Source organism: Frigoribacterium salinisoli (genome assembly GCF_054781095.1).
The window spans coordinates 64,594-89,705 of sequence record NZ_BAAGVB010000001.1; the positions used below are offsets into that span (position 1 = coordinate 64,594).

A 25,112-nucleotide genomic window follows, 5' to 3' on the forward strand; every position below is an offset into this window, starting at 1 on the left:
CGCTGCTTCTCTGGAGGGAGAGTCTTGTTTTCCTCATCGCGTCGGGAGTTGCGTTCAAAGGTGACAGTCCGCGTGTGACGGGGGAGCGCGGGCACCCTCGCGGGGATACGTTAACCGGTCTCGCCGGAAAGAGCTGCCGCGATGGCTCTAAGTGAGCTACCGCCATGGAAGGCCGTGAAGACTGCGCGGACGGCCTCGGCCTCATGCTTGATGATCTCGCCTGCGACGCTGTAGCCGACAGGACGCATACCCTTCGGGGCTCGGCCTTGCGCCGCTCGTTGAGCTTGAGCGGCCGACTGTCGAGCGCTCTTTCGCTCGACCTCGGACCGCGCGACTGCGGCCTTCACGCGAGCGAACAGGCGTCCGCCGTCGGTGGTCAGATCGGCTTCACCATTGGCGGTGACGAGTCGCAACCCGCGCGCCTCGGCAGCGTCGATCCAATCCTCGAGCTGTCGGGGTTGGCCGGTGAGTCGATCGAGATCCCAGCAGATGATCGCGTCGAATTCTCCCGCCTCGAAGCCGCTCACCAGGTCGTCATATCCGGGACGTCGCTTCGTCTTGTCAGTCGCACTCCGTGACTGGTCGACATACTCGCGAACCACTGCCCACCCGCGGGTCTCGGCGATGGTCAGGCAGTCGGCGCGCTGCCGGTCGATGGCCAGGCCGTCCATTTCTCGATCCATAGAGATGCGTAGGTAGATCGCAGTGCGCGTGGAGGGCTCAGCCATCCGCCGACCTTACACCTGAGACGGTCATCCGCTACGCGACGTGTTGCAGTTCCGCTTCGCGCTTCAACATCTGAGTGCGGCGGCCATAACTCTCTCCCGGGAACTTGACGGCAGTGCGGGGTGGTGCGTGAATCTCCAGGCACTATTGAGAGCGCTGCAGGATGCAGTAGCCAGGTTGACCAAGCCAACGGACGAGCGCCCGGAGGAGAATGCTTGACATGAGCCTGAAAGAAGAACTGGATGCGTACGTCCAGAAGACTGTCGACGAGCAGTGGGAGCGTCGCGCAGGTCAGAAGGTGCCCGACACCGATGACCTTCCTCTAAAGAACCTCGCCGTCGAGCTCGACGCAACGGTCCTCTATGCGGATCTTGCGTCGTCGACGAAGATGGTCAAGGGGCACAAGGATTGGTTCGCTGCGGAGGTCTACAAGAGCTACCTGTTCTGCGCTGCGAAGATCATCCGGGCGCGGGGTGGCATCGTCACTGCCTACGACGGGGACCGCGTCATGGGCGTGTTCATCGGGGACTCGAAGAACTCTGACGCCGCGAAGTGCGGGTTGCAGATCAACTGGGCATGCAAGAACATCGTGGCGGCGAAGATCGCCGAGAAGTACCCGAAGAGCACTTTCGTGCTTAAGCAGCGGGTTGGCATTGACACCTCGAAGCTTTTCGTCGCCAGAACGGGCATCCGAGGCAGCAACGATTTGGTGTGGGTTGGAAACGCGGCAAACAATGCCGCGAAGCTGGCCGCGCTTGATCCTCGCTACCCGACCTACATTACTGCCGACGTGTACAACAGGCTGCGCGAGGCCTCGAAGTTCGGGGGCGACCCGAAGCGGAACATGTGGACTGACCTGGGAACTGCCGACATGGGCTATCAGATCTACGGGTCGACGTTCTGGTGGGCGGTCTAAAACCTATTCTCAACCGAGGGCGCTGATCCACTCTTCCATTGGCGGGATGATGGGGTTCCCCTGGTACACCGTCCCGATGCCGGATGTCCAGTGCGGTCGTAGTAGGCCCTTGTTGTTTTCGTTCAGGTTCGAGTACAAAACGTCGCCGACGATGATCGGGCTCGATCCCCAGCCACGCCCTGCCAGGTGCGCCAGATGGGCTGCCCTGTTGACGACGTCTCCCATGTACACCACGTCGTTGATCGCGCTACCGCTGTACCCCGCCTTGATCATGAGGACTCGCCCGTACTCGACACCAATGCCGATGCTGAGCTGGGTGATCCCAGCCTTCTCATAGTGGTGATTGAGGAGCCTAAGGAGGGTATTGGCCTGCGCCGCGATAGCAAAAACATCGTCGATGTGATTGACCTGCGTCGTCTTATAGGAGGCCCACACGCAGTCGCCGACGATGTTCACCTCGCGCACATAGAGGTCGGAATTGAGGACTGCGACCATCTCTGAGATAAATGACCGATAGATCTTCGCAAGAACGGGCCGTTTGTGCTTCGACGTCAGGCCGGAGGAGTCTCGGATGTCGATGAAGATCGCCGAACACATGCCGTAGAAGCCGTTCGCGAACGTGAGCTTGTCCCGGTCAGGCAGTCCGTCAACCTCCTCGTACGCCCCCGCCGGCTGATCCAGAATCGCTTTGATCCGGGCCGAGCTGGATGTCCAGTCGTATGGTCTGTAGTTGCCGTCCATCTGCGCCCTAGCTGTTCGTAGCGCCAATAACGAGGGCCAAGACTCCGATCGCGGCACCTGCAGCGAGAGCGCACCGGATGGCCCATTTCGCCGCGGTCGCCTTTGCCGTGGCAATGCGCGCATTGACATGGATCTGATCTGCGAGATCTTTCGTCAGTTCGACAGGATCAGAGGTGAGTAAGTGGAGTACCTCGCTGTACTCCTGCCGCTTGCCCCTGAAGTTCTTATGGATGCTGGCGAAAAAGAGCCTGTTAATCGCGTCCCGATCAGCATCTTTATCCTTCACCCGTGGTGTCAGCGTCCATCCGCACAAAGCTCCCGTAAAGATGAGCAAGAGGCAAGCGATGACAACCAGACTGTCGAACACCGCCGTTCGAGGAGTGAAGTCCTTGACGAGGTTGAATGTCGTCGTTGCCATCACCCCAGTGAAGGCTAGCGTCACGCCGGCTTTCGCATCCGAATGGCGAATCCACTCATTCATCAATGCGAGCGTCTTCCACGCATGGTCCGGGTTCGGCTCGGGAGGGCTGACGGGCGTGGGCGAGATGTGCAGATGGCCCCCGGTGGCCCGTCGTCCACCGCGCCGGGACGGAATTCGAAACATGACTTTAGGCTACTCAGGATGGCCCGGATACCACGGACCCTTTGGTTGCACGATTGTCTCGATTCCGAGATGCACTGGCTGGCGGCCGCGAGTCTTAGGCCGAAGAGGTTTGCGCTGCTGCCCCCACAGCTGCGGGGCAGTCGCGACGGACACATCACCTGTCGATCCAGAGGTTGTTCTGTAACGGAACGTCGTGGAGTTTCGCTTCAACAACTGACGCTGCCCGCTCCCGCGCGCCGCAATGCACCGGTCCGGGGACGTGCGTGACGCGGCCGGCCCCGAGCGCGTCATGTCGGAGAAGGAGTGCCACGCTCGCGGGCCGTGGCTCCGCGGGGCCTCAGGGCCGCGCGGCGAAGGCGTCCGCCGCCTCCTGCACCCGCGTCACGTGCGCACCCCAGCCCGCGACGCCCAGGTCGGGCACGTTGACGTCGCCCGGCCGCTGTCCCGCACGGCCGTCGACGAGCTCGCGCACGATATCGGCGTGGCCCGCGTGCCGGGCCGCCTCGGCGACGACGTGCACGAGCACCTGGCCGAGGGTGACGTCGCGGCGCTCCTCCGGCCACCAGGGCACGACGCCGCGCGCGTCGAGGTCGAGTGCCTCGATCGTGGCGTCGGCGTGCCGGTCGGAGTACGCGACGAACTCGAGGAGCATCTCGCGGGACTCGTCCGCGGGCGCCCAGAGGTCGGCGTCGTGGTCCGCGTGCTCACCGAGCCAGGGCCAGGTGCGGTCGGGGACGCGGTCGAAGACGTCGCCGAAGTAGCCGAGCTGGACGCTCGCCACGTGCTTGACCAGGCCGAGCAGGTTCGTGCCGGTCGGGGTCAGCGGGCGACGCACGTCGTGCTCGCTCAGCCCGTCGAGCGTCGCGAGCAGGTCGGCGCGCCGCTGGCGCAGCATCGCGTGCAGGTGGTCCTTGGCGTCCATGCGTCCAGACTGCCCTGGCCCGAGGCCGGGCACCAGCACTCCTCCACCAGCCCCCTGCCGGGCGGCCCGTGCACGATGATGGACGCCATGCCCTCCGACCCGCGCGGGGCCGGCACCGCCGCCCCGCCCTTCGTCACGGTCGCGCGACCGTCCGCGCCCACCGTCGACGCGACTCCCGCCCCCGGGCCGCGCCGCGTGATCGCGTGGGTCGCGCTCGCGACGCTGCTCGTCATCGTGGCCGTGTCGCTCGCGGCGTCGGCCGCGTCGCGCGCGCTGGCCGAGGGCGAGTCGGTGCGCGACGCCGCCGACCGCGTCGACCGCATCGCCGACGCGCTCGTCGAGCCCGTGCTCACCGACGCGCTGCTCGACGGCGATCCGGGGGCCGTGGCCGCCCTCGACCGCGAGGTGCGCGACCACGTGCTCAGCACGAGCATCGTCCGCGTCAAGCTGTGGGACGCCGAGGGCCGCGTCGCCTGGAGCGATGAGCCGCGCCTGGTCGGCCAGGTCTTCGCCCTCTCCGAGGAGGACGCGCAGGCGCTCGAGAGCGACGGCGTCGAGGCCGAGGTGAGCGATCTCGACGAGCCCGAGAACGCGTACGAGCGGGGCGAGGGCCGCCTGCTCGAGGCGTACCGTGCCGTCCGCACCGTCGAGGGCACGCCCCTCCTGCTCGAGGTGTACTTCCGCTACGACGAGGTCCTCGAGCGCAGCGGGCAGCTCTGGGCGGGCTTCGCGGGCATCACGATCGGCAGCATCGTGCTGGTCGTGGTGCTCCTGGTGCCCGTGCTCTGGCGCCTCCTCGCCGCCGTCGAGCGCGGACGGCGCCAGCGCGAGGCCCTGCTCGAGCGGGCCCTGGACGCGAGCGCGGGGGAGCGGCGCCGCATCGCGGGCGCCCTCCACGACGGCGTGGTGCAGGACCTCGTCGCGACCTCGTTCGCGCTCTCCGCCGAGCAGGCCGCGGCGGGCAGGAGGGGCGACACGGCCGCGGCGGACGGGCTGGGCTCCGTCGTCGGTGCGGTCCGCGGCAGCATCGCGGGGCTGCGCACCCTGCTGGTCGACCTCTACCCGCCGAACCTCGTGCGCGCCGGGCTCGGTCCGGCACTCGACGACCTCGTGCGCGGGCTGCGCTCGCGCGGCGTCGAGGCGCGCTCGACGGTCGAGCCCGAGGTCGTCCTGGGCGACGACGACCTGCGGCTCGTGTTCCGCGTCGTGCAGGAGTGCCTCGCCAACGTCGGCAAGCACGCTCGCGCGGCGACGGCCGAGGTCGTCGTGCGGCGGGTCGGTCCCGGCGTGGTGGCCACGGTCACGGACGACGGCGTCGGCTTCGACCCCGTGCTGCTCGAGCGGCCGGAGCACGACCACTTCGGCCTGCGCGTCCTCGCCGACGTCGCGCGCGAGGGCGGCGCGACCCTCGAGCTCGCGACCGCTCCCGGCCACGGCACGACCTGGCGCCTGACGGTGGGCACGCCGTGATCCGGGTGCTCGTGGTCGACGACCACCCGCTCGTGCGCGCGGGCCTCCGCGCGCTCGTCGACGGCGAGGAGGGCGTGCAGGTCGTGGCCGAGGCCGCCGACGGCGAGCGCTCCCTCGACGCCTGGCGGCAGCACCGGCCCGACGTCGTGCTCATGGACCTCTCGATGCCCGGCATCGGCGGCGTCGAAGCCACCCGTCGCCTCGTCGAGGAGCACCCCGACGCCCGGGTCGTCGTGCTCACGAGCGTGCCCGACGCCGCCACCGTCCGCGAGGCGCTGGGGGCCGGAGCCGTCGGCTACCTCCTCAAGGACGCCGACCCGGCGAGCGTCGTCGCCGGCGTCCGCGCGGCGGCCGCCGGGGACGCGCCGCTCGACCCGCGGGCGGCGAGGGCCGTCCTGCCGGCGCGGGGTGCGCCTCCTGCGACCGTGGACCGAGGCCAGGAGGTGCGCCCCGAGCCCGCACCGCCCGTCGCCGTGGCCGGGCGCGAGGCCGACGTCCTGAGGCTCATCGCGCAGGGCCTCGCCAACAAGCAGATCGGCCAGCGCCTCGGCATCAGCGAGCGCACCGTGAAGGCGCACGCCGGCAGCCTGTTCCGTCGCATCGGGGTCGCCGACCGCACGAGCGCCGCCCTCTGGGCGCGGGACCACGGGTACTAGTACCAAGGTCCGATGGTGGCGCCGGGCGGCGCGCAGGAGGCTGGGGGCACGGCCCGCCAGGGGGGTCGCACCGACCAGGGAGGTCACCATGTCCGTCTCCACCTCGTTCCGCGCCGGACGCGCAGCGCTGCTCGTCGCCGCGGTCGTCGCGAGCGCGATCGGCGTCGCCGGTCCCGCGGCCGCCAGCGGCAAGACCAGCGCGGGCGGCGACTACGCCGTGACCGTCGCGGGCACCACCTACGACCCGGCGCCCGGCAAGGACGTCCGCCTGCGCGACCTCGCACCCGGCGGGCGCATCCAGGTGCGCGGCGTCAACAACCGCTTCGACATCGACGTCGCCACCCTCGGCGTCCACGACTACACGCTCACCGGCGCACCGGACACCCAGCGGATGGTCACGCGGCCGACGGTCGTCTTCGCCTCGAAGGTGCCCACGCTCACGGCGGCGCAGCGCGCCGGCGCGCGCATCTCGCGCCTCGAGGTGAAGGACGACAGCGTCGTGGTGCTGTTCTCGACCGCGGGCGGCAGCTTCAAGATCCAGGCCAAGGACGGCGCCCAGGGCGGCATCTTCCAGATGGAGTCCGAGTTCGGCGCCCCCGTCGAGTTCACCCACACGCTCGGCTCAGGGCTGTCCTACTTCGAGAACCCCTACACCGGCAAGGTCAACTTCGGCGACGGCACCCCGGCGGTGACCGGGGGCACGGGCGCCCACCAGATGCTGCTCGGCAAGGACAGCCCCCAGGCCGCGACGAAGACCTCGCAGACGGCCACGACCACCACGTGGACCGTGCAGTCCGGCGGCCGCCTGGGCGGCGTGCTGGGCGAGGACGCCGTCGAGCTCAGCGCAGGCGCGACGAACTGCACGAGCGACTGCCAGGCGCAGAACCGCATCAGGGGTTCGGTGCCCGTGCCGCCCGACCCGATCGCGCCGCAGCCCCTCGGCTGACGCACGGCACCACGGCACGACGGCCCCGCGGCACCTGCCGCGGGGCCGTCGCGCGCCGCGGGCGCAGCGCTCAGGCGCCGACGAACTCCCGGACGCCCGCGAGCAACCGCTCGACGTCGTCGTCGCTCGTGTACGCGGCGAGCCCGATCCTCAGGCCCGTGGCGTCGCCGTCCAGGCCCAGGGCGCGCGCGGCCTCGAGGGCGTAGAAGTGCCCGGCCGGGGCGAGCACGTCGCGGGTGGCGAGGTGCGCGGCGAGGTCGCGCATCCTGTGCCCCTCGATCGTCACGTAGAGCGTGGGGGTGCGCCGGGCGGCGTGGGAGTGCAGCGTGAGGCCGGGGACCGCGAGCAGGGCCTCCTCGAGGCGGCCGCGCAGGGCGTGCTCGCGCTCGTGCACGGCGGTGATCGACGCGGTGAGGCGCTCGCGGCGCGAGGCGTCGGGTCCGGCGGCGTCGGGCGCGATCGCCGCGATGAAGTCGACCGCGGCGGTGGCGCCCGCCAGCTGCTCGTAGGGCAGCGTGCCGAGCTCGAAGCGCTCGGGCACGGCGTCGGTGGACGGCTCGAGCTTGTCGGGCCGCAGGGTCTCGAGCAGCTCGGGCGCGGCTCCCAGCACCCCGCAGTGCGGGCCGTAGAACTTGTAGGGCGAGCAGACGACGAAGTCGGCCCCGAGCGCCGTCGCGTCGACGAGCTCGTGCGCCGCGAAGTGCACGGCGTCGACCCAGACGAGGGCCCCGACGGCGTGCGCCCGGTCCGCGACCGCGCGCACGTCGGGGACGGTGCCCAGGAGGTTCGACGCACCGGTCAGCGCGACCAGCCGGGTGCGCCCGGTGATCGCGGCCACGACCGACGCCTCGTCGAGTTCGCCGGTCGTCGGGTCGATCTCGATCCACCGGACGGTCGCCCCGACGGCCTCGGCCGCCTGCAGCCACGGCCGCACGTCGGAGTCGTGGTCGAGCCGGCAGACGACGACCTCATCGCCCGTCGACCAGCCCTTGGCGAGGGCGCGGGAGAGGTCGTAGGTGAGCGCCGTCGCACTGCGACCGTGCACGACGCCGCGCGGGTCGACCCCGAGCAGGTCGGCGTAGGCCGAGCGGAACGCCTGCACGGTCGCCTCGGCGTTGCGCTCGGAGAGCGTGCTCGTGCCCCGGATCGACGTGGGCGCCGTCATGGCCGCGGCGATCGCCTCCCCGACGACGCGGGGCGTCTGCGTGCCGCCGGGCCCGTCGAAGTGGGCGATGCCGGAGGCGAGGGAGGGGAACGCGCGACGGAACGCGGCGACGTCGAAGGGCACGGGGCCTCCTGGTGGGGAGCGGGAGCGGTGCCCCCAGCGTGGCACGGTCCGGCGGGTCAGGCCGCCAGGACGACGAGCAGCGCGACCACGGGCACGAGCGCGAGGAGCACCAGGAGCACGGCGAGGGCCGTCAGCCGGGCACGCCGCGCGCCGACGGCGAAGCGCACGACGACCATGGCGGCGAAGAGGACCGCGACGACGACGGCGGCGACGGTCGTCACGCCCTCGCCCTGCACGAGGAGGACGACGAGGGCGACGGCGGCGAGGAGGCCGCCCACGACGAGCCACTGCGCTCCCGACGAGGTGCGCAGGGCGGGCTGGTCGCGGACGCGGGTGGGGTCGGTCACGGTGCTCCTTCCGGGCGGGTCCACGCTACGCGCAGCAGTCGGGCCCGGCTCCGGAGGCGGACGCGGTGACGGACGTCGTCGCGGCGCCGCTGGCCTGCTCCCACCGCTTCAGCAGCACCGCGCCGACGGTGGTCGGCACGCGGACGCTCGCGGTCGCGCCCCAGCGCAGGCGGACGTGCACGGTCAGCACGGTGCCGTCCTGCTCGCCGGTCACCTCGACGAGGTCGTCGCGCTCGAGGCGGCGGAGGCCGCCGGTGGGCGTGCCGGTGGGGGTGCGGGCCCACAGCAGGTGGTCGTCGAACAGGCACACCTCGTGGTCGTGCCCGTCGATCGTCCACCGCCCGCAGAACCGCACGCGAACACAGTACTGCCGGCCGCGCCGGACCGGCGCCCGGGCGGGACGCCCGGGCGCTGGGGGTGCAGGAGGCCCGGCCTCAGCCCGCCAGGCCGTCGACCGCGCGCACCTCGTCCTCGCTGAGCTCGAGGCGAGCCCCCGCGGCGTTGGCGACGATGCGCTCGGGCCGCGCGGACTTCGGGATCACGACGAACCCGTGCGCGACGTGCCAGGCGACGACGACCTGCGCCGTCGTCGCGTCGTGCGCCTCCGCGATGCGCGTGAGGACCGGGTCGCCGAGGTCGGTGGTCTTGAACGGGCTGTAGCCCTCGAGCACGACGCCGCGCTCGGCGTGGCCGGCGGCGACCTCCGCGTCGAAGAGGGCGGGGCTCCAGCGGATCTGGTTGACGGCGGGCGTCACGCCGGTCGCCTCGACGAGCTCGTCGATGTCGGCGAGCGTGTAGTTGCTGACGCCCACCTCGGTGACGAGGCCGTCCTGCTGGGCGTGCACGACCTCCTGCCACACGGCGACGCTGTCGCGGGGCATCCAGTGCACGAGCCACAGGTCGACGGCGTCGACGCCCATCGCGGACAGGCTCTGCTCGATCGTCTCGCGCTCGCGGCCCTCGCGGTCCGGCGGCAGCTTGGTGGTGACGAAGACGTCCTCGCGCGCCAGGCCGGAGGCCCGCAGCGCGCGACCGACGCCGGCCTCGTTCCGGTACATGGTCGCCGTGTCGACGTGCCGGTAGCCAGCCTCGAGCGCCGCGAGCGTGGCCGGTTCGGCCTCGGCGTCGGTGAGCTGCCAGGTGCCGAAGCCGAGCAGGGGCAGGCGGCTCGCGGTGAGGAGGACGGAGGGGTCCGCGTAGTCGGTCATGGCACCCGTCTACGCCCCTCGCCCGCTCGGCGGCCGGGCGCCCTCGGGGCGGGCACGTCGGAGGCCGGACGTACGATGTCGGCATGGCCACCGACACCGCCCCCGACCGCATCCTCCTGTTCGGCGCCGAGTGGTGCCGCGACTGCCGCCGCTCGAAGGCGCTCCTCGACAAGGAGGGCGTCGCGTACGACTACGTCGACCTCGAGCAGGTCGCCGACGGCGCCGACCGTGCGCACGCGATCAGCGGTCGCACGAACATCCCCGTCGTCGTCTTCCCCGACGGCAGCCACCTCGTCGAGCCCACCGACGCCGAGCTGGCCGCGAAGCTGCCCGCGCGCGGCTGACCCGAGCGGTCCCGCGGCGTCCCGACCGGGCCTCCTCCCGGGAGGCGCCGGCGGGTCACCGGGGCGTCAGAGCTCGACGACCTCGAACTCGAGCAGGTCCGCTCCCGTCGCCACCGGGCGGCGCGGGGTCTCCTCGTCGCCGCCGCGCGGGGCGTCGGGGCGGGCCGCCTCGCCGCCGTGACCGGCGGGGGCGGCGCTGCCCGCGCCTCCTGCCGGGGGGCCGGCGTGAGCGGCCTTCGCGCCGTTCTCGGCCCAGGCCTGGAAGGCCTCCTCGTCGCGCCACGTCGTCACCACGAAGTAGCGCTCCTCGCCCTTGACGGGGCGGAGCAGCTGGAACCCCTCGAAGCCGTCGGCCCCGTCGACCGAGTGCTTGCGCGCCGCGAAGCGAGACTCGAGCTCGGAGCCCGCTCCGGCGGGCACGTGGATGGCGTTGATCTTCACGACGGACACGGTGGTTCCTCTCGACGGTGGACGGTCGGCCCGACCCTACGACGGCCCGCTGGGCGTCGCCGCAGGCCGCGACGACCCGACGTGGCCCGTGCCGTGCCTGCCCGGCGCCCTGCGGCAGGAGGCGGAGCAGGCGCGCCGCTCAGCGCGGCGGAGCGGGTGCGACGACGGCCGGCACGTGCTGCCGCAGGTGCCCGAGCATCGCGGCGAAGCGGGAGAGGCCGGCCTCGGTGAGCCCTCCGGCGAGGCCGTCGCCGATCTCGCGCGCGATGGCCGTCCGGCAGCGGGCGAGCAGGCGCTCGCCCGTCTCGCCGAGCATCAGCACCGACGACCGGCCGTCGACGGGGTGCGGGCCGCGCGTGACGAAGCCGGCCTCGACGACGCGGTCGACGAGCGCCGCCGCGGCCCCGATGGTGAGCACGAGGTCGGTGGCGACGTCGGCGACGCGGGAGCCGTCGCGCGACGCGACGGAGTCCACGCAGCGGTACCACTCGGCGGGCACGCCGCACTCGCGGCGCATGCGCACGTCGACGCCGTTCCAGACCTCCCGGTGCAGGTGCACGAGGTCGTCGAAGAGCGTCAGGAGGTCCGTGGGCGCAGCCGGGGACGCCGCGGTCACGCGGTCCTCAGCACGTTCGAGGTGAACCCCTGCACGCGCTCGCTGAGCCCCTCGGCCCGGCGCCGGACCTGCTCGGGCGGGTTGAGGTGCGGCGGGGCGACGCGGATCAGCAGCGAGCAGGCGAGGTCCTCGCAGATGTAGGTGCCGAGCGTGCTGCCCGCGAGGCCCGCCTCGCCCGCCTTGGGGGCGGTGAAGAGCCTGACCTGCGTCGCCGGCTGCGGCGAGTGGCAGAGGGAGCACATGGCGGCGATGCCGGGGCGCAGCGAGGCCGACGACGAGCGGAGCACGAGGCCGACGGGGCGGTCGTCCATCCAGTGCACGACGTAGCCGCGGAGGTGCGCCTGGGGGTCGCGCCATCCGAGGAACTCGCGCTCGTCCCACAGCACCTCGTGGAGGCCGGGGATCGGCAGCCTGTCGAGGTCGCCGGGGAGGGCGTTGACGAACGATCCGCGGATGTCGGACTCGGTGAGCGGCTTCACGATCTCCTCTCGGGGCACGGTGCGCGCACGGCGTGCTCCGGCCCGGCCTGCGATCGCCACAGCCTAGTCACTACGCTCGGGCCGTGCCCGTGCCCCCGATCGACCGCGAGCTGCTCGTGCGTCGCCTGCGCGACGCGGGCTGCGTCTTCGCCGAGGACGAGGCCGACCTGCTCCTCGCCGAGGCGCGCGAGCACGAGGACGAGCCGGGCTGGCTGCAGGAGGCCGTGGCCCGGCGGTCCGCGGGCGCCCCGCTCGAGCAGGTGGTCGGCTGGGCGGCGTTCGCGGGCCTGCGCCTCGTCGTCGCCCCGGGCGCCTTCGTGCCCCGGCGCCGGACCGAGCTGTTGTCGCGCGTGGCCGTCGAGCAGGCGCGGGCGGCGGCGCTCGCCGAGGGCCGCGCGCCCGTGGTGCTCGACCTCTGCTGCGGGGTGGGCGCCGTCGCGGCCGTCGTCGAGCGCGACGTGGCCGGCGTCGAGGCGTGGGCCGCCGACCTCGACCCCGTCGCGGCCGACGCGGCCCGGGCCAACCTCCGACGACCCGATCGCGTGGTCGTCGGCGACCTCTGGGAGGCCCTGCCCGGGGCGCTGCGCGGCCGGGTCGACGTGGCGGCCGCCAACGCGCCCTACGTCCCGACCGCGGCGATCGCGACGATGCCCCCCGAGGCGCGCGAGCACGAGCTCCACGCCGCGCTCGACGGTGGGGCCGACGGGCACGCGGTCCAGGCGCGCGTCGCCCGGGGCGCCGCCGCGTGGCTGCGCCCCGGCGGCGTGCTCGCGGTCGAGACGAGCGCCGCGCAGGCGGAGGGGACGAGACGGCTGCTCGCGGCGGCGGGGTTCACGGCGCGGACGGTGCGCGACGACCTCGTCGACGGGACCGTCGTCGTGGGCGTGCTCCGGGCCTCCTGAGCGAAGGGGGCGACGGGGGCGACGGGCCCGCGTCAGCTCGTGGCGGGCTGCACCCCGTCGACGACGGGCGCCTCGGGGGTGCCCGAGACGGAGCAGGTGAACGCGGCGACGGGCTCGCCGTCGAGGCCCTCGCCGAACGCGAGGTCGACGACCGCGCCGCCGCTCTCGCCGTCGCGCACGTCGCCCTGCTCGTAGGGCACGAGGTCGTCGGCGGTGGCCTCGTCGGGGTACTGCTCCTCGACGGCGCGCGCGCACGCGCCCCAGGCCGGGGGAGCCTCGACCGCGGGGGTCGGCGCGGGGCCGGGGACCTCGGTGGGCACGGGCGTCGCGGGGGCCGCCGCGTTCGGAGGGTTGGCGATGCAGCCCGTGAGGGCGGTCACGGCGAGCGCGGCGAGGACCACCGCGACGGCGCGGACGGGGGCAGGGCTCGGCACGGTGCTCCTCCAGCTGGTCGTGGCGTCCAAGATAGGGCACGCGGGCGTCGTGCAGGAGTCGGTGGCAGGCTCGTCGGATGACTGGTTCAGCAGACCGTGACAAGACCATCCTCGAGCAGGCGATCAGCAAGGGCCAGGCCGGGGAGGGCGACATGAACGCCGTCCTCGCCGAGTTCGTGAACTCCGAGGTCGTCGTGCCGAGCGCCACCGAGGTCACGAGCGACCTCAACGCCCTCCAGCCCGTGCTCTTCGACCGTGACGGCACGCCCATGCTCGCGGCCTTCACCCACGAGGACCGCGTCGGCGAGCAGGTCCGCGGCGTCGCCCCGAACACCGCCGTGCTGCACGCGGCCGAGCTCGTGCAGGCCATCCCGCCGCAGACCGGCCTGGTGCTCAACCCCGGCAACAGCGAGGGCTTCGAGATGCTCCCCGAGGGCGTCGCGCAGCTCGCCGACGACGTGCGCCGCCTCGTCGCGGAGCACGAGGCCGCGGGTTCGCCCTCGCCCGACGCCGTCTGACGCCTCCCGCCCGGACGGGCCTCGCCCGACCGGGCCCGTGCCCCGACCGACCCGACGCCCCGCCGGCACCGCCGGCGGGGCGTCGTCGTGCCGAGACCTGCCCGCGACGTGTTCGACACGTGCGCCCGCTAGGCTGCTGCCCACAACCGAACACCGGGCCACGAACACGTCGCGGGAGAGCCCCGGCGGTGCACCTGCACCGCGACCGGGCACCGAAGGAGCAAGCACTCCCCGCCAATCTCTCAGGTACGCGTACCGCGACGGACTGGCCACTCTGAAAAGCAGCAGTCGGCCGCGCCGACCGCTCGCCCACGGTGAAAGCCGGCTCCGGCCGTCGAAGCTCTCAGGCCCATGACAGAGGGGGAGTCCCGCCCGACGACCGTCGGTGCCGGGACCGTCCCGACCGGAGCCGTCCGATGACCGACCAGCCCGTCCCGCCCGCCCCCGAGCCGTCCCTCGACGACGACGACGAGCGCTTCAGCCCGCTGCACGACGTCCACGTCGCGGCGGGCGCCTCGTTCACCGACTTCGCGGGCTGGCAGATGCCCGTCCGCTACGCGTCCGACCTCGCCGAGCACCACGCCGTGCGCACCGCCGCGGGCCTGTTCGACCTGTCGCACATGGCCGAGATCGCCGTCGTCGGTCCCGACGCCGGGGCGTTCCTCGACGCGGCCCTCGCCGGGCGACTGTCCACGATGCCGGTCGGTCGGGCGAAGTACTCGCTCCTGCTCTCGCCCGAGGGCGGCATCGTCGACGACCTCGTCGTGTACCGCCTCGACGAGCACGACTTCCTCGTCGTGGCCAACGCGTCGAACCGCGACGCCGCCTTCGGCGCGCTCGCCCGGCGTGCCTCCGGCTTCGACGTCACGGTCGACGACGAGAGCGACGACACGGCGCTGATCGCCGTGCAGGGGCCCGAGTCCGAGGGTGTGCTCGACGCGCTCGTCACGGCGGACCGGCTCGCGCCCGACGCGCCCCTGTCGACCCTGCGCTACTACCGGGTGCTGCAGGGCACCTTCGACGACGCCCCCGTGCTCGTCGCGCGCACCGGCTACACGGGCGAGGACGGCTTCGAGCTCTACCTGCAGCCCGAGCTCGCCCCCGACCTGTGGCGCGCGCTGATCGACGCAGGAGGCCCGCGCGGCCTGGTCCCCGCCGGTCTCGCCTGCCGCGACACGCTCCGCCTCGAGGCGGGCATGCCGCTCTACGGGCACGAGCTCGGCCTGGACGTGAAGCCCGGCCAGGCCGGGCTCGGCCGGGTCGTCGACACGACCAAGGAGTTCGTCGGCCGCGACGCCGTCGAGCCGGACGTCGACGCGCGCGTGCTCGTGGGGCTGGCGCTCGACGGCCGCCGTGCGGCCCGCGCCGGCTACCCGGTCGTCACGGCCGCGGGCGCGGTCGTCGGCGAGGTCACGAGCGGGGCGCTCTCGCCCACGCTGGGCCACCCCGTCGCGATGGCCTACGTCGACCCCGGCGTCGTCGCCGGCGAGCTCGCCGTCGACGTGCGCGGCACGGCCGTGCCCGCCACGGTCACCCCCCTGCCCTTCTACAAGCGCTCCTCGACCCCCCTCTCCCCGAAAGGCACGGCATGACCGACCTCACGTCCCTCCTGTACACGTCGGAGCACGAGTGGCTCCGCATCGACGGCGGCACCGCCGTCGTGGGCATCACCGACCACGCGGCCGACAAGCTGGGCGACGTCGTCTACGTCGACCTGCCCTCGGTGGGCACCGAGGTGACGCCGGGCAGCGTCGTCGGCGAGATCGAGTCGACGAAGTCCGTCGGCGAGCTCTTCGCCCCCGCCCTCGGCACGGTCACCGAGGTCAACCAGGCCGTCGTCGACGCCCCCGACCTCGTCAACGCCGACCCCTACGGCGACGGCTGGCTGATCACGATCACGCTCGGCTCGGACGACCGCAGCGGACTCCTCACGCGCGACGAGTACGTCGCGCTCACCGCCTCGTGACCGCGCCCGAGCGCTCGGCGCACGAGGACTGGCCGCAGGGCGCGGCCGAGGGCTTCGTCGACCGCCACGTCGGCACGACGACCGCCGACCACGCCGCGATGCTCGCGGTGCTCGGGCACGACAGCGTCGAGTCGCTGGTGCGCGCGGCCGTGCCGGACGCCGTCCAGGCCGAGGCCGTCGCCGCGTCGGTGCTGCCGGCACCGGTGGGCGAGTCGGAGGCGCTCGACGAGCTGCGGCTCCTGGCGCGCAAGAACGTCGTCCAGCGCAGCATGATCGGGCTCGGCTACCACGACACCGTCACGCCCGCCGTGATCCAGAGGAACGTGCTCGAGAACCCGAGCTGGTACACGGCCTACACGCCGTACCAGCCGGAGATCTCGCAGGGCCGGCTCGAGGCCCTCATCACCTTCCAGACGATGGTCGCCGAGCTGACGGGCCTCACCACCGCGAACGCGTCGATGCTCGACGAGGGCACGGCCGTCGTCGAGGGCATGCTCCTGGCCCGTCGGGCGTCGAAGGTGCGCAGCGACGTCTTCGTCGTCGACGCCGACGCCCTGCCGCAGACCAAGGCCCTGCTCGCCGGTCGCGCCGAGGCCGTCGGCATCCGGCTCGTCGAGCTCGAGCTGGCCTCCCTCGACCCGGCCGAGCTGCCGGAGTCGTTCGGCGTCCTCGTCCAGTACCCCGGAGCCTCCGGCTCGGTGTGGGACCCGTCGGCGATCGTCGACGCGGCGCACGCGCACGGCGGGCTCGCGGTGGTCGCCGCCGACCTGCTCGCGCTGACGCTCGTGCGCGCCCCCGGCGAGCTCGGGGCCGACGTCGCCGTCGGCACCAGCCAGCGGTTCGGCGTGCCCATGGGCTTCGGTGGTCCGCACGCGGGCTACATGGCGGTGCGCACGGGCCTCGAGCGCCAGCTGCCGGGCCGCCTCGTGGGCGTCTCGCAGGACGCCGACGGGCACCCCGCCTACCGGCTCAGCCTGCAGACCCGCGAGCAGCACATCCGCCGCGAGAAGGCCACGTCGAACATCTGCACGGCGCAGGTGCTGCTCGCGGTGATGGCGGCCATGTACGCGGTCTACCACGGCCCCTGGGGCCTGCGGCACATCGCGAGCCGCACCCACGGCCACGCGCGTCGCCTCGCCGACGCGCTCGCGGCGAGCGAGCTCGAGCTCGAGGCCGACGCGTTCTTCGACACGCTGCAGGTCTTCGCGCCGGGCCGCGCGGCCGAGATCGTCGCCGACGCGCACGCCCGGGGCTACCTGCTGCACCAGGTCGACGAGGACTGCGTCCGCCTGTCGTTCGACGAGACGACCACCGACGACGACGTCGCGGTGGTGGCGGAGGTGCTCGGGGTCCAGCTCGGTGCGCGCGACGAGGGCGACGCCGCCCTCGCCCTGCCGCAGGCGCTGCTGCGCACGAGCGACTACCTCGTGCACCCGGTCTTCCGCACGCACCGCAGCGAGACCAGCATGATGCGGTTCCTCAAGCACCTCGCCGACAAGGACTACGCGCTCGACCGCGGCATGATCCCGCTCGGCAGCTGCACCATGAAGCTCAACGCGGCGACCGAGATGGCAGCCGTGACCTGGCCCGAGTTCGCCCGCCTGCACCCGTTCGCCCCGGCGAGCGACGTGCAGGGCTCGCTCGAGATGATCGGGCAGCTCGAGGGCTGGCTCGCCGAGCTCACCGGCTACGACACCGTGTCGCTGCAGCCGAACGCGGGCAGCCAGGGCGAGCTCGCCGGCCTGCTCGCGATCCGGGGCTGGCACCTCGACCGGGGCGACGCCGACCGCACGGTCTGCCTCATCCCGTCGAGCGCGCACGGCACGAACGCGGCCAGCGCCGTGCTCGCGGGCATGCGCGTCGTCGTGGTCGCCTGCGACGAGGGCGGCAACGTCGACCTCGCCGACCTGCGCGCCAAGGTCGCCGAGCACGCGGACCAGCTGGCGGCGCTCATGGTGACGTACCCGTCGACGCACGGCGTCTACGAGCACGACATCCGCGACGTCACCGACGCCGTGCACGCCGCGGGAGGCCAGGTCTACGTCGACGGCGCGAACCTCAACGCCCTGCTCGGGGTCGCCCGGTTCGGCGACTTCGGCGGCGACGTCTCGCACCTCAACCTGCACAAGACCTTCTGCATCCCGCACGGCGGCGGGGGCCCGGGCGTCGGTCCGGTCGCGGCCAAGGCGCACCTGGCGCCCTACCTGCCCTCGCACCCGATGGCACAGGAGGCGGACCGTCGCCCCGGCGCGGCGGGCACCGACGGCGGTCGCCTCGCCCACGGCGGCGTCCCGGTGTCGAGCGCCCCCTACGGGTCGCCGAGCATCCTGCCGATCAGTTGGGCCTACGTGCGCATGATGGGCACCGAGGGGCTCACGCGGGCGACGGGCGCCGCGGTGCTCGCCGCGAACTACGTGGCGGCACGCCTGCGCGACTCGTACCCCGTGCTCTACTCGGGCGAGGGCGGCCTCGTCGCGCACGAGTGCGTGCTCGACCTGCGCCCGCTGCGCGACGCGACGGGCGTGACCGTCGACGACGTCGCCAAGCGCCTGGTCGACTACGGGTTCCACGCCCCGACCATGTCGTTCCCGGTCGCGGGCACGCTCATGGTCGAGCCGACCGAGTCGGAGGACCTCGCCGAGATCGACCGCTTCGTCGACGCGATGATCGCCATCCGGCGCGAGGCCGACGAGGTGGCCGCCGGCCGCTGGTCGATCGACGAGAGCCCGCTGCGGCACGCACCGCACACGGCGCAGTCGGCCGTCACGCGGGAGTGGGCGCACCCGTACACGCGCGAGGAGGCCGTCTACCCGGTCCCGTCGCTCGTGCGGAGCAAGTACTGGCCGCCGGTGCGCCGCATCGACCAGGCGTGGGGGGACCGCAACCTCACCTGCGCCTGCCCGCCGATCGAGGCGTTCGCCTGACGCACGGCCCCACGCACCAGCGCCGCCGCCCTCGACGAGGGCGGCGGCGCTGCGTCGAGGCGCGTCCGGTCAGCCGGGCAGGCCGAAGAGCGCGGGGAACGTGCTCGCGGCCCAGGGGTACCCGACGAACACCGTGGCGTCGATGAGCACGTGGGCGACGACGAGCGGCAGCACGCGACCGGTCCGTGCGTAGAGCCAGCCGAAGAGCAGCCCCATGGCGAGGTTGCCCACGAAGCCCCCGAACCCCTGGTACAGGTGGTAGGTGGCTCGCAGCAGGGCCGCGGCGACGATGATCGGCCAGGTCCGCCAGCCGAGGTCGCGCAGACGGGTGAAGAGGTAGCCGACGACGATCAGCTCTTCCGTGAGGCCGGCGCGCAGGGCCGAGAGCAGGAGGACGGGCACCGTCCACCACTGCGCACCCAGGTCGGTGGGCACGACCGTGACCGTGAGGTCGAGGGCCTTGCCGACGAGGTAGAGCGCCAGGCCGGGCACGCCGATGACGAGGGCGAGCCCGACGCCGCCCAGGGCGTCGCGTCCGAGGCGGGAGCCGTCGAGCCCGAGGCGGCCGAGGTGCGGTCGGGCGGTGCTCCAGAGGAGGTACGCGATCAGGGCCACGGGCACGAGGTCCGTCGCGACGGCGAGCAGCTGGTAGACGAGGTCGAAGAGCGCGCGGTCGCTGAGCGACGTGTTGAGCGTCGCTGTCTGCTGCGACAGGGGCGCGTCGCGGGTCAGGCGCGAGGCCAGGGCGACGAGCGAGTAGACGGCGCTGGCGCCCAGCGAGAGGCCCAGCACGATCGCGATCTCGGTGCGGAGTCGTGCACGGGTCGGGGCGGCGTCGATCACCCGGGCGATGCTAGGGCAGGAGGCCCGTGACCACCTGGTGCGCGCGAGGTGTCGCGCCGGTGAACGGCGGATGATACCTGCCACCTGGTCTGCCCGGGGAAGCCGATCCTTGCGCCGTGGTGGGCGGTCGCGCAACGAATGGTACGGCTGAGCAAGGATCCCGCGCTTTGGTTTCCGTCGTGTAACCGTTCGGCGGAGTGTTTGGCGAAGCTCCCAGCGCCGCTTAGGGTACTTCCATCCCACGCATGTCGCTCATCAGGGCCGATCTGCGTACACCTTGCATCAGGAGGAACATTGAAGAAGCAGCGCATGGCCCTCTCGGCCGTCGCCGTGTTCGGGACGACGGCACTCGTCCTGACCGGTTGCGCCAGTGGCGGAGACACGGGCGACAGCTCGTCCAGCGGTGACAGCACCGCCGTCATCACGACCAACGGCAACGAGCCCCAGAACCCGCTGATCCCCTCGAACACGACCGAGGTCGGCGGCGGCAAGATCATCGACTCGATCTTCTCGGGGCTGACGACGTACGACGCCTCGGGCGAGTCCGTCAACGACGTCGCCGAGGACATCTCGTCGGACGACAACCAGCTCTGGAACGTCAAGATCCGCGACGGCCTCACCTTCACCGACGGCACCGACGTGACCGCCGAGTCGTTCACGGAGGCCTGGAACTGGGCCGCGCAGCTGAGCAACGCCCAGGGCGCCAGCTACTTCTTCGACAACATCGAGGGCTTCAGCTACGACGAGGACAGCGACCTCGCCCTCGAGGTCGTCAGCCCCACCGAGTTCACGGTGCAGCTCTCGGCCCCCGAGGCCGACTGGCCGCTGCGCCTGGGCTACTCCGCCTACGTGCCGCTGCCGGAGTCGTTCTACGACGACCCCGAGGCCTTCGGTGAGAACCCCGTCGGCAACGGTCCCTACAAGCTCGCCGGCGAGGGCGCCTGGACGCACAACCAGGACATCAAGCTCGTCACGAACGAGGACTACGACGGCCCGCGCACGCCGCAGAACGGTGGCCTGACCATCACGTTCTACACGACGCAGGAGGCGGCCTACGCCGACGCGCAGTCGGGAGTCCTCGACATCCTCGACGCCGTCCCGGACAGCGCGTTCGAGACCTACCAGGACGACTTCCCGGACGGCAACGTCAACCAGGCGGCCGCCATCTTCCAGTCCTTCACGATCCCGCAGTACCTCGAGCACTTCGACGGTGCCACGGAGGAGGGCAAGCTCCGCCGCCAGGCGATCTCGCTGGCCGTCAACCGCGACGACATCACCGACGTCATCTTCCAGGGCACGCGCACGCCGGCGAAGGACTTCACCTCGCCCGTCATCGACGGCTACACGGAGGACCTCGAGGGCTCCGACGTCCTCGACTACGACGCGGACCGCGCGAAGGAGCTGTGGGAGCAGGCCGAGGAGATCGCGCCCTACGGCGACACCACGTTCTCCATCGCCTACAACGCCGACGGTGGCCACCAGGCCTGGGTCGACGCTGCCGCGAACAGCATCGCCGACACGCTGGGCATCAGCGCCGAGGGCAAGTCGTACCCCGACTTCAAGACCCTCCTCGACGAGGAGGACAAGGACGCGATGACCGGTGCCTTCCGCTCCGGCTGGCAGGCCGACTACCCCTCGGCGTACAACTTCCTCGCGCCCCTGTACCAGACGGGCGCGGGCTCGAACTACGGTCGCTACTCCAGCGACGAGTTCGACGAGCTGCTCGCCGAGGGTGCGACGGCTGACACCGTCGAGGACGCCAACGCCACCTTCCAGGAAGCCCAGGAGCTCCTCCTCGAGGACCTCCCGGTCGTCCCGCTGTGGTACTCGAACGTCACCGGTGTCTACGGTGACTCGGTCGACAACGTCGAGTTCGGGTGGAACTCCGTCCCCCTCTACTACGAGGTGACGAAGGGCGAGTAGCGCTCGGGCACCCGCCCACACCTGCGCTCCCGAGGGGGTCCAGAGCAGAGACATCTGCTCCGGACCCCCTCGGCGGGCGTCCCCGACACCTCGATCGATTGCGACACGATGCTCCCGTTCGTCCCTGAGGAGGCCTGATGCTCTGGTACACCGGACGCCGCCTCCTCCAGCTCATCCCCGTCTTCTTCGGGGCGACCTTCCTGATCTACTTCATGGTCTTCGCCGTGCCGGGCGACCCCGTGGCCGCGCTCTTCGGCGACAAGCAGCCGAGCCCGCAGGTCCTCGAGCAGATCCGCGCTCAGTACAACCTCGACAAGCCGTTCCTCGTCCAGTACCTGCTGTACATCGGCGGCCTGTTCACCGGTGACCTCGGCACGACGTTCGCCGGGCGGCCCGTCCTCGACGAGCTCCTCCGTGCCTTCCCCATCACCTTCCGCCTGGCCATGCTGGCGCTCCTCTTCGAGTCGGTCATCGGCATCGTGGTGGGCCTCGTCGCCGGTCTCCGCAAGGGCAAGATCTTCGACACGAGCGCCCTGGTGCTCAGCCTGCTGCTGATCTCGGTGCCCGTCTTCGTCACGGGCTTCCTGCTGCAGTACGTCTTCGCGATCAACCTCGGCATCTTCCGCACGACGGTGAGCTCGCAGGCGCCGTGGTCCGAGCTGGTGCTCCCGGCGATCGTGCTGGCCTCGGTCTCGTTCGCCTACATCGTCCGCCTGACCCGGGCCTCGGTCAGCGAGAACATGAGCGCCGACTTCGTCCGGACCGCCACCGCCAAGGGCCTCACGCGCCAGCGCGTCGTCGGCGTGCACATCCTGCGCAACAGCCTCGTCCCGGTCATCACCTACCTGGGCGTCGACATCGGCTCGCTCATGGTCGGTGCCATCGTCACCGAGGGCATCTTCAACATCCAGGGCGTCGGCGGCACGGTGTACCGCGCCATCCAGCTCGGCGAGGGACCGACCGTCGTGTCGTTCGTCGCCGTCATGGTGATCATCTTCATGCTCGCCAACCTGCTGGTCGACCTGCTCTACGCCGTTCTCGACCCGAGGATCCGCTATGCCAAGTAACGACACCTCGCCCCGCTCGGCCGACCACTTCGTCGCCGACCTGGAGGAGACCCCGATCCGGGCCGTCGACGCCGTCGACGAGTCCGAGAAGCCCCGCAGCAGCTGGAACGACGCGTGGGACTCGATGAAGAAGCGCCCGCTCTTCTGGATCAGCGCCGTGCTCATCCTGCTGGTGGTCGTCGTCGCGCTCTTCCCTGGCCTGTTCACCGCGACGTCGCCGACGTCGGGCGCCGAGCTGCAGAAGAGCAACGCCGGTCCCGAGGCCGGTCACCCCTTCGGGTACACCCGCCAGGGGCTCGACGTGTACGCGCGCGTCATCTACGGTGCCCGCGCGTCGCTGACGGTCGGCCTCCTGGCCACCGTGCTCGTGACCCTGATGGGCGTGATCGTCGGCTCGCTCGCGGGCTTCTACGGCGGCTGGCTCGACGCGGTCGTCTCCCGCATCGGCGACATCTTCTTCGCGATCCCGACCGTGCTCGGCGCGATCGTCCTCATGTCGGTCCTGCCCTCGCGCACGCCGCTCACCGTGGCCCTCGTGCTGTCGCTGTTCGCCTGGCCGCAGATCGCGCGCGTCATGCGAGGTTCGGTGCTGGGCGCCAAGAGCAGCGACTACGTGACCGCGTCGGTCGCCCTGGGCGTCTCGCGCTTCCGCATCCTTCTGCGCCACGTGGTCCCCAACGCCATCACGCCCGTGATCGTCGTGGCGACGGTGTCGCTCGGCACGTTCATCGTGGCCGAGGCCACGCTGTCGTTCCTCGGCATCGGCCTCCCCAGCGGCACGATGTCGTGGGGCAACGACATCAGCCAGGCCAGCGTGAGCATCCGCACGGCGCCCATGACCCTGTTCTGGCCCGCGGCCGCACTGTCGATCACGGTGCTGTCGTTCCTGATGATGGGCGACGTCGTGCGCGACGCCCTCGACCCGAAGGCGAGGGCCCGTCGATGACGAACACCTCCACGACGACGCAGCGTCGCTCCGGCACCCCCGGGGCGCCGCTGCTCGAGATCCGCGACCTCAAGATCGGCTTCAAGACGCAGAACGGTTACGTCGACGCGGTCCGCGGCGTCGACATCACGATGAACCAGGGCGAGACCCTGGCGATCGTGGGCGAGTCCGGGTCGGGCAAGTCGACGACGGCGACGTCGATCATCGACCTGCTCCCCGGCACGGGCGCCGTGACCGGCGGCCAGATCCTCTTCGACGGCAAGGACCTCACGAAGGCCTCGCGGAGCGAGATGCAGTCGATCCGCGGGCGCGAGATCGGCTACGTGCCGCAGGACCCGATGTCGAACCTCAACCCGGTCTGGAGCATCGGCTTCCAGGTCGAGGAGGCGATCCGCGCCAACGGCATCGCGACCGGCAAGGCCGAGGTCCGCCAGCGGGCGATCGAGGTGCTGCAGGAGGCCGGCCTCGCCGACGCGGGCGACCGCCTCAAGCAGTTCCCGCACCAGTTCTCCGGCGGCATGCGCCAGCGCGTGCTCATCGGCATCGGCCTGTCCTCGCGGCCCAAGCTGCTCATCGCCGACGAGCCCACCTCGGCGCTCGACGTCACGGTGCAGCGGCGGATCCTCGACCACCTCGAGACCCTCACGCGCGACTACGGCACCTCGGTGCTCTTCATCACGCACGACCTCGGCCTCGCCGCCGAGCGCGCCGAGAAGCTCGTCGTCATGTACAAGGGTCGCGTCGTCGAGTCGGGTCCCTCGCAGGAGATCCTCGCGAACCCCCGGCACCCGTACACGCAGCGCCTCGTCGCGGCGGCTCCGAGCCTCGCGAGCCGGCGCATCCAGTCGAAGCTCACGCCGTCGGTCACGCACGGCGCTGCGGTCTCGGCGGAGGGGTCGGACGACCAGGAGCTGCTGGCGAAGGCGCGGGAGCGCGAGGAGGCGGGCAAGCGGGCCGCCGACTACATCACCGTGCAGAACCTGTCCAAGGTGTACAAGATCCGTCAGCAGGGCTTCAGGACGACCGATCTCAGGGCCGTGGACGACGTCTCGTTCTCGATCCCCAAGGGCACGACGATGGCGCTCGTCGGCGAGTCGGGTTCCGGCAAGTCGACCGTCGCGAAGCTGGTGCTCCAGCTCGAGTCGATCACGTCGGGTTCCGTGCGCATCGACGGCCGCGACGTCGGCGCGCTCTCGGGCCGAGAGCTGTTCGACTTCCGTCGGCGAGTCCAGCCGGTCTTCCAGGACCCGTACGGCTCCCTCGACCCGATGTACAGCGTCGGCAACACGATCGCCGAGCCGCTGGTCACGCACGGCGTCGGCGACCGCGCGAGCCGCCAGGCCCGCGTGCGCGAGCTGCTCGACCAGGTGTCGCTGCCCGCGTCCACGGTCAACCGCTACCCGAACGAGCTGTCCGGCGGCCAGCGCCAGCGCATCGCCGTCGCGCGCGCCCTCGCGCTCAAGCCCGACGTGATCGTGCTCGACGAGGCCGTCTCGGCCCTCGACGTGCTCGTGCAGGGGCAGATCCTCGACCTGCTCACCGACCTGCAGACCGAGCTCGGCCTGACCTACCTCTTCATCACGCACGACCTCGCGGTCGTCCGCCTCGTCGCGGACAACGTCGCGGTCATGCAGAAGGGGCGCATCGTCGAGTCGGGCACGACGGACGACATCTTCGCGTCGCCGCGCGAGCAGTACACGCGTGAGCTGCTCGAGGCCATCCCGGGAGCGAACTTCGCCTTCGGGCGCTGATCCACCGGCTCCGTCAGGGCCCCTCCGACGCCGTCCCGCGGTGTCGGAGGGGCCCTTTCGTCGCGTGCCGTAGACTGCGACGGCCGGGCTCGTGCCCGTGCCTCTCCCCAGACTCCACTTCCAGT

27 protein-coding genes and 1 riboswitch are annotated in these 25,112 nt (G+C 71.8%); of the genes, 14 read left to right on the top strand and 13 right to left on the bottom strand.

Going from position 1 to position 25,112, the window contains the following annotated elements; all coding sequences use genetic code 11:
- Positions 1 to 110 precede the first annotated feature (110 nt).
- Positions 111 to 728 (bottom strand): recombinase family protein, encoded by a 618-nt coding sequence (locus ACYVHQ_RS00315; RefSeq protein WP_460509823.1) that lies wholly within the window; start codon positions 726 to 728, stop codon positions 111 to 113.
- A gap of 218 nt (positions 729 to 946) precedes the next feature.
- On the opposite strand from ACYVHQ_RS00315, the gene ACYVHQ_RS00320 reads away from it, so the two are divergent.
- Positions 947 to 1,642: a hypothetical protein gene (locus tag ACYVHQ_RS00320; protein WP_460509825.1), complete on the top strand. Its 696-nt coding sequence runs from the start codon at positions 947 to 949 to the stop codon at positions 1,640 to 1,642.
- Between the two features lie 9 nt (positions 1,643 to 1,651).
- Here ACYVHQ_RS00320 and ACYVHQ_RS00325 read toward each other — a convergent pair whose 3' ends face one another.
- From ACYVHQ_RS00325 to ACYVHQ_RS00335, 3 genes are all read right to left on the bottom strand, one after another.
- A complete protein-coding gene (locus ACYVHQ_RS00325; protein ID WP_460509827.1) occupies positions 1,652 to 2,383 on the bottom strand; it encodes an adenylate/guanylate cyclase domain-containing protein in 732 nt (243 codons plus the stop codon).
- Positions 2,384 to 2,390: 7 nt separating this feature from the next.
- A complete protein-coding gene (locus tag ACYVHQ_RS00330; RefSeq protein ID WP_460509829.1) occupies positions 2,391 to 2,987 on the bottom strand; it encodes a Pycsar system effector family protein in 597 nt (198 codons plus the stop codon).
- 337 nt (positions 2,988 to 3,324) lie between these two features.
- Positions 3,325 to 3,909, bottom strand: a complete 585-nt coding sequence (locus ACYVHQ_RS00335; protein WP_460509831.1) for a DinB family protein — start codon at positions 3,907 to 3,909, stop codon at positions 3,325 to 3,327.
- Between the two features lie 87 nt (positions 3,910 to 3,996).
- On the opposite strand from ACYVHQ_RS00335, the gene ACYVHQ_RS00340 reads away from it, so the two are divergent.
- From ACYVHQ_RS00340 to ACYVHQ_RS00350, 3 genes are all read left to right on the top strand, one after another.
- Positions 3,997 to 5,379: a sensor histidine kinase gene (locus ACYVHQ_RS00340; protein ID WP_460509833.1), complete on the top strand. Its 1,383-nt coding sequence runs from the start codon at positions 3,997 to 3,999 to the stop codon at positions 5,377 to 5,379.
- Positions 5,376 to 6,035 carry a response regulator gene (locus tag ACYVHQ_RS00345; protein WP_460509835.1) on the top strand — a complete coding sequence of 220 codons (660 nt, stop codon included), beginning with the start codon at positions 5,376 to 5,378 and terminating at the stop codon, positions 6,033 to 6,035. Before ACYVHQ_RS00340 ends, ACYVHQ_RS00345 begins: the two co-directional genes overlap by 4 nt.
- Before the next feature lie 88 nt (positions 6,036 to 6,123).
- The gene (locus tag ACYVHQ_RS00350) at positions 6,124 to 6,981 is read left to right on the top strand and encodes a hypothetical protein (protein ID WP_460509837.1); all 858 of its coding nucleotides are present in this window, start codon (positions 6,124 to 6,126) and stop codon (positions 6,979 to 6,981) included.
- A gap of 70 nt (positions 6,982 to 7,051) precedes the next feature.
- On the opposite strand, the gene ACYVHQ_RS00355 is transcribed toward ACYVHQ_RS00350, so the two are convergent.
- From ACYVHQ_RS00355 to ACYVHQ_RS00370, 4 genes are all read right to left on the bottom strand, one after another.
- Positions 7,052 to 8,269, bottom strand: coding sequence for a cysteine desulfurase-like protein (locus ACYVHQ_RS00355; protein ID WP_460509839.1), 1,218 nt, complete (start codon positions 8,267 to 8,269; stop codon positions 7,052 to 7,054).
- A 56-nt stretch (positions 8,270 to 8,325) separates the two neighbouring features.
- The gene (locus ACYVHQ_RS00360; protein ID WP_460509840.1) at positions 8,326 to 8,616 is read right to left on the bottom strand and encodes a hypothetical protein; all 291 of its coding nucleotides are present in this window, start codon (positions 8,614 to 8,616) and stop codon (positions 8,326 to 8,328) included.
- A 25-nt stretch (positions 8,617 to 8,641) separates the two neighbouring features.
- Positions 8,642 to 8,971 (bottom strand): hypothetical protein, encoded by a 330-nt coding sequence (locus tag ACYVHQ_RS00365; protein WP_460509842.1) that lies wholly within the window; start codon positions 8,969 to 8,971, stop codon positions 8,642 to 8,644.
- A gap of 79 nt (positions 8,972 to 9,050) precedes the next feature.
- Complete coding sequence (locus ACYVHQ_RS00370) at positions 9,051 to 9,824, bottom strand: aldo/keto reductase (protein ID WP_460509844.1); 774 nt, start codon at positions 9,822 to 9,824, stop codon at positions 9,051 to 9,053.
- An 83-nt stretch (positions 9,825 to 9,907) separates the two neighbouring features.
- On the opposite strand from ACYVHQ_RS00370, the gene ACYVHQ_RS00375 reads away from it, so the two are divergent.
- On the top strand, positions 9,908 to 10,168 hold the full coding sequence (locus ACYVHQ_RS00375; RefSeq protein WP_460509846.1) for a glutaredoxin family protein: 261 nt from the start codon (positions 9,908 to 9,910) through the stop codon (positions 10,166 to 10,168).
- 66 nt (positions 10,169 to 10,234) lie between these two features.
- Here ACYVHQ_RS00375 and ACYVHQ_RS00380 read toward each other — a convergent pair whose 3' ends face one another.
- The 3 genes from ACYVHQ_RS00380 to ACYVHQ_RS00390 form a co-directional block, all read right to left on the bottom strand.
- Positions 10,235 to 10,618, bottom strand: a complete 384-nt coding sequence (locus ACYVHQ_RS00380; protein WP_460509848.1) for an antibiotic biosynthesis monooxygenase family protein — start codon at positions 10,616 to 10,618, stop codon at positions 10,235 to 10,237.
- 139 nt (positions 10,619 to 10,757) lie between these two features.
- Complete coding sequence (locus ACYVHQ_RS00385) at positions 10,758 to 11,234, bottom strand: MarR family winged helix-turn-helix transcriptional regulator (RefSeq protein WP_460509850.1); 477 nt, start codon at positions 11,232 to 11,234, stop codon at positions 10,758 to 10,760.
- Positions 11,231 to 11,713, bottom strand: a complete 483-nt coding sequence (locus ACYVHQ_RS00390; RefSeq protein WP_460509852.1) for an FBP domain-containing protein — start codon at positions 11,711 to 11,713, stop codon at positions 11,231 to 11,233. Before ACYVHQ_RS00390 ends, ACYVHQ_RS00385 begins: the two co-directional genes overlap by 4 nt.
- A gap of 83 nt (positions 11,714 to 11,796) precedes the next feature.
- Between ACYVHQ_RS00390 and ACYVHQ_RS00395 the strand changes: the two genes are divergently transcribed.
- Positions 11,797 to 12,615, top strand: a complete 819-nt coding sequence (locus tag ACYVHQ_RS00395) for a putative protein N(5)-glutamine methyltransferase (protein ID WP_460509854.1) — start codon at positions 11,797 to 11,799, stop codon at positions 12,613 to 12,615.
- Between the two features lie 32 nt (positions 12,616 to 12,647).
- Here ACYVHQ_RS00395 and ACYVHQ_RS00400 read toward each other — a convergent pair whose 3' ends face one another.
- Positions 12,648 to 13,049: a hypothetical protein gene (locus ACYVHQ_RS00400; protein ID WP_460509856.1), complete on the bottom strand. Its 402-nt coding sequence runs from the start codon at positions 13,047 to 13,049 to the stop codon at positions 12,648 to 12,650.
- Between the two features lie 77 nt (positions 13,050 to 13,126).
- Here ACYVHQ_RS00400 and ACYVHQ_RS00405 point away from each other — a divergent pair, with 77 nt between their 5' ends.
- The 4 genes from ACYVHQ_RS00405 to gcvP all read left to right on the top strand — a co-directional run bounded on the left by ACYVHQ_RS00405 (position 13,127) and on the right by gcvP (position 18,457).
- Complete coding sequence (locus tag ACYVHQ_RS00405; protein ID WP_460509857.1) at positions 13,127 to 13,567, top strand: SseB family protein; 441 nt, start codon at positions 13,127 to 13,129, stop codon at positions 13,565 to 13,567.
- Between the two features lie 162 nt (positions 13,568 to 13,729).
- Positions 13,730 to 13,835: riboswitch (glycine riboswitch) on the top strand.
- 148 nt (positions 13,836 to 13,983) lie between these two features.
- Positions 13,984 to 15,159: a glycine cleavage system aminomethyltransferase GcvT gene (gcvT, locus tag ACYVHQ_RS00410; protein WP_460509859.1), complete on the top strand. Its 1,176-nt coding sequence runs from the start codon at positions 13,984 to 13,986 to the stop codon at positions 15,157 to 15,159.
- A complete protein-coding gene (gcvH, locus tag ACYVHQ_RS00415; protein WP_460509860.1) occupies positions 15,156 to 15,533 on the top strand; it encodes a glycine cleavage system protein GcvH in 378 nt (125 codons plus the stop codon). Before gcvT ends, gcvH begins: the two co-directional genes overlap by 4 nt.
- Positions 15,534 to 15,631: 98 nt before the next feature.
- The gene (gene gcvP / locus ACYVHQ_RS00420; RefSeq protein ID WP_460511200.1) at positions 15,632 to 18,457 is read left to right on the top strand and encodes an aminomethyl-transferring glycine dehydrogenase; all 2,826 of its coding nucleotides are present in this window, start codon (positions 15,632 to 15,634) and stop codon (positions 18,455 to 18,457) included.
- 69 nt (positions 18,458 to 18,526) lie between these two features.
- Here the strand turns inward: gcvP and ACYVHQ_RS00425 are convergent, their stop codons facing one another.
- Positions 18,527 to 19,297 carry a CPBP family intramembrane glutamic endopeptidase gene (locus tag ACYVHQ_RS00425; protein ID WP_460511201.1) on the bottom strand — a complete coding sequence of 257 codons (771 nt, stop codon included), beginning with the start codon at positions 19,295 to 19,297 and terminating at the stop codon, positions 18,527 to 18,529.
- Positions 19,298 to 19,594: 297 nt separating this feature from the next.
- Here ACYVHQ_RS00425 and ACYVHQ_RS00430 point away from each other — a divergent pair, with 297 nt between their 5' ends.
- The 4 genes from ACYVHQ_RS00430 (at position 19,595) to ACYVHQ_RS00445 (ending at position 24,987) form a co-directional block, all read left to right on the top strand.
- Positions 19,595 to 21,223, top strand: coding sequence for a peptide ABC transporter substrate-binding protein (locus tag ACYVHQ_RS00430; RefSeq protein WP_460509862.1), 1,629 nt, complete (start codon positions 19,595 to 19,597; stop codon positions 21,221 to 21,223).
- A 137-nt stretch (positions 21,224 to 21,360) separates the two neighbouring features.
- A complete protein-coding gene (locus ACYVHQ_RS00435) occupies positions 21,361 to 22,290 on the top strand; it encodes an ABC transporter permease (protein WP_460509864.1) in 930 nt (309 codons plus the stop codon).
- The gene (locus ACYVHQ_RS00440; protein WP_460509866.1) at positions 22,280 to 23,236 is read left to right on the top strand and encodes an ABC transporter permease; all 957 of its coding nucleotides are present in this window, start codon (positions 22,280 to 22,282) and stop codon (positions 23,234 to 23,236) included. Before ACYVHQ_RS00435 ends, ACYVHQ_RS00440 begins: the two co-directional genes overlap by 11 nt.
- The gene (locus ACYVHQ_RS00445) at positions 23,233 to 24,987 is read left to right on the top strand and encodes a dipeptide ABC transporter ATP-binding protein (RefSeq protein WP_460509868.1); all 1,755 of its coding nucleotides are present in this window, start codon (positions 23,233 to 23,235) and stop codon (positions 24,985 to 24,987) included. The genes ACYVHQ_RS00440 and ACYVHQ_RS00445 overlap by 4 nt, the downstream gene beginning before the upstream one ends.
- The last annotated feature ends 125 nt before the right edge of the window (positions 24,988 to 25,112 follow it).

Bases quoted from the DNA above. Each gene is read 5' to 3' on its own strand.
- ACYVHQ_RS00320 (WP_460509825.1), top strand. From the start codon at position 947: ATGAGCCTGAAAGAAGAACTGGATGCGTACGTCCAGAAGACTGTCGAC.
- ACYVHQ_RS00315 (WP_460509823.1), bottom strand. From the start codon at position 728: ATGGCTGAGCCCTCCACGCGCACTGCGATCTACCTACGCATCTCTATG.
- ACYVHQ_RS00335 (WP_460509831.1), bottom strand. From the start codon at position 3,909: ATGGACGCCAAGGACCACCTGCACGCGATGCTGCGCCAGCGGCGCGCC.
- gcvT (WP_460509859.1), top strand. From the start codon at position 13,984: ATGACCGACCAGCCCGTCCCGCCCGCCCCCGAGCCGTCCCTCGACGAC.
- ACYVHQ_RS00445 (WP_460509868.1), top strand. From the start codon at position 23,233: ATGACGAACACCTCCACGACGACGCAGCGTCGCTCCGGCACCCCCGGG.
- ACYVHQ_RS00440 (WP_460509866.1), top strand. From the start codon at position 22,280: ATGCCAAGTAACGACACCTCGCCCCGCTCGGCCGACCACTTCGTCGCC.
- ACYVHQ_RS00350 (WP_460509837.1), top strand. From the start codon at position 6,124: ATGTCCGTCTCCACCTCGTTCCGCGCCGGACGCGCAGCGCTGCTCGTC.
- ACYVHQ_RS00435 (WP_460509864.1), top strand. From the start codon at position 21,361: ATGCTCTGGTACACCGGACGCCGCCTCCTCCAGCTCATCCCCGTCTTC.
- ACYVHQ_RS00405 (WP_460509857.1), top strand. From the start codon at position 13,127: ATGACTGGTTCAGCAGACCGTGACAAGACCATCCTCGAGCAGGCGATC.
- ACYVHQ_RS00375 (WP_460509846.1), top strand. From the start codon at position 9,908: ATGGCCACCGACACCGCCCCCGACCGCATCCTCCTGTTCGGCGCCGAG.
- ACYVHQ_RS00370 (WP_460509844.1), bottom strand. From the start codon at position 9,824: ATGACCGACTACGCGGACCCCTCCGTCCTCCTCACCGCGAGCCGCCTG.
- ACYVHQ_RS00325 (WP_460509827.1), bottom strand. From the start codon at position 2,383: ATGGACGGCAACTACAGACCATACGACTGGACATCCAGCTCGGCCCGG.
- ACYVHQ_RS00340 (WP_460509833.1), top strand. From the start codon at position 3,997: ATGCCCTCCGACCCGCGCGGGGCCGGCACCGCCGCCCCGCCCTTCGTC.
- ACYVHQ_RS00330 (WP_460509829.1), bottom strand. From the start codon at position 2,987: ATGTTTCGAATTCCGTCCCGGCGCGGTGGACGACGGGCCACCGGGGGC.
- gcvP (WP_460511200.1), top strand. From the start codon at position 15,632: ATGCTCGCGGTGCTCGGGCACGACAGCGTCGAGTCGCTGGTGCGCGCG.
- gcvH (WP_460509860.1), top strand. From the start codon at position 15,156: ATGACCGACCTCACGTCCCTCCTGTACACGTCGGAGCACGAGTGGCTC.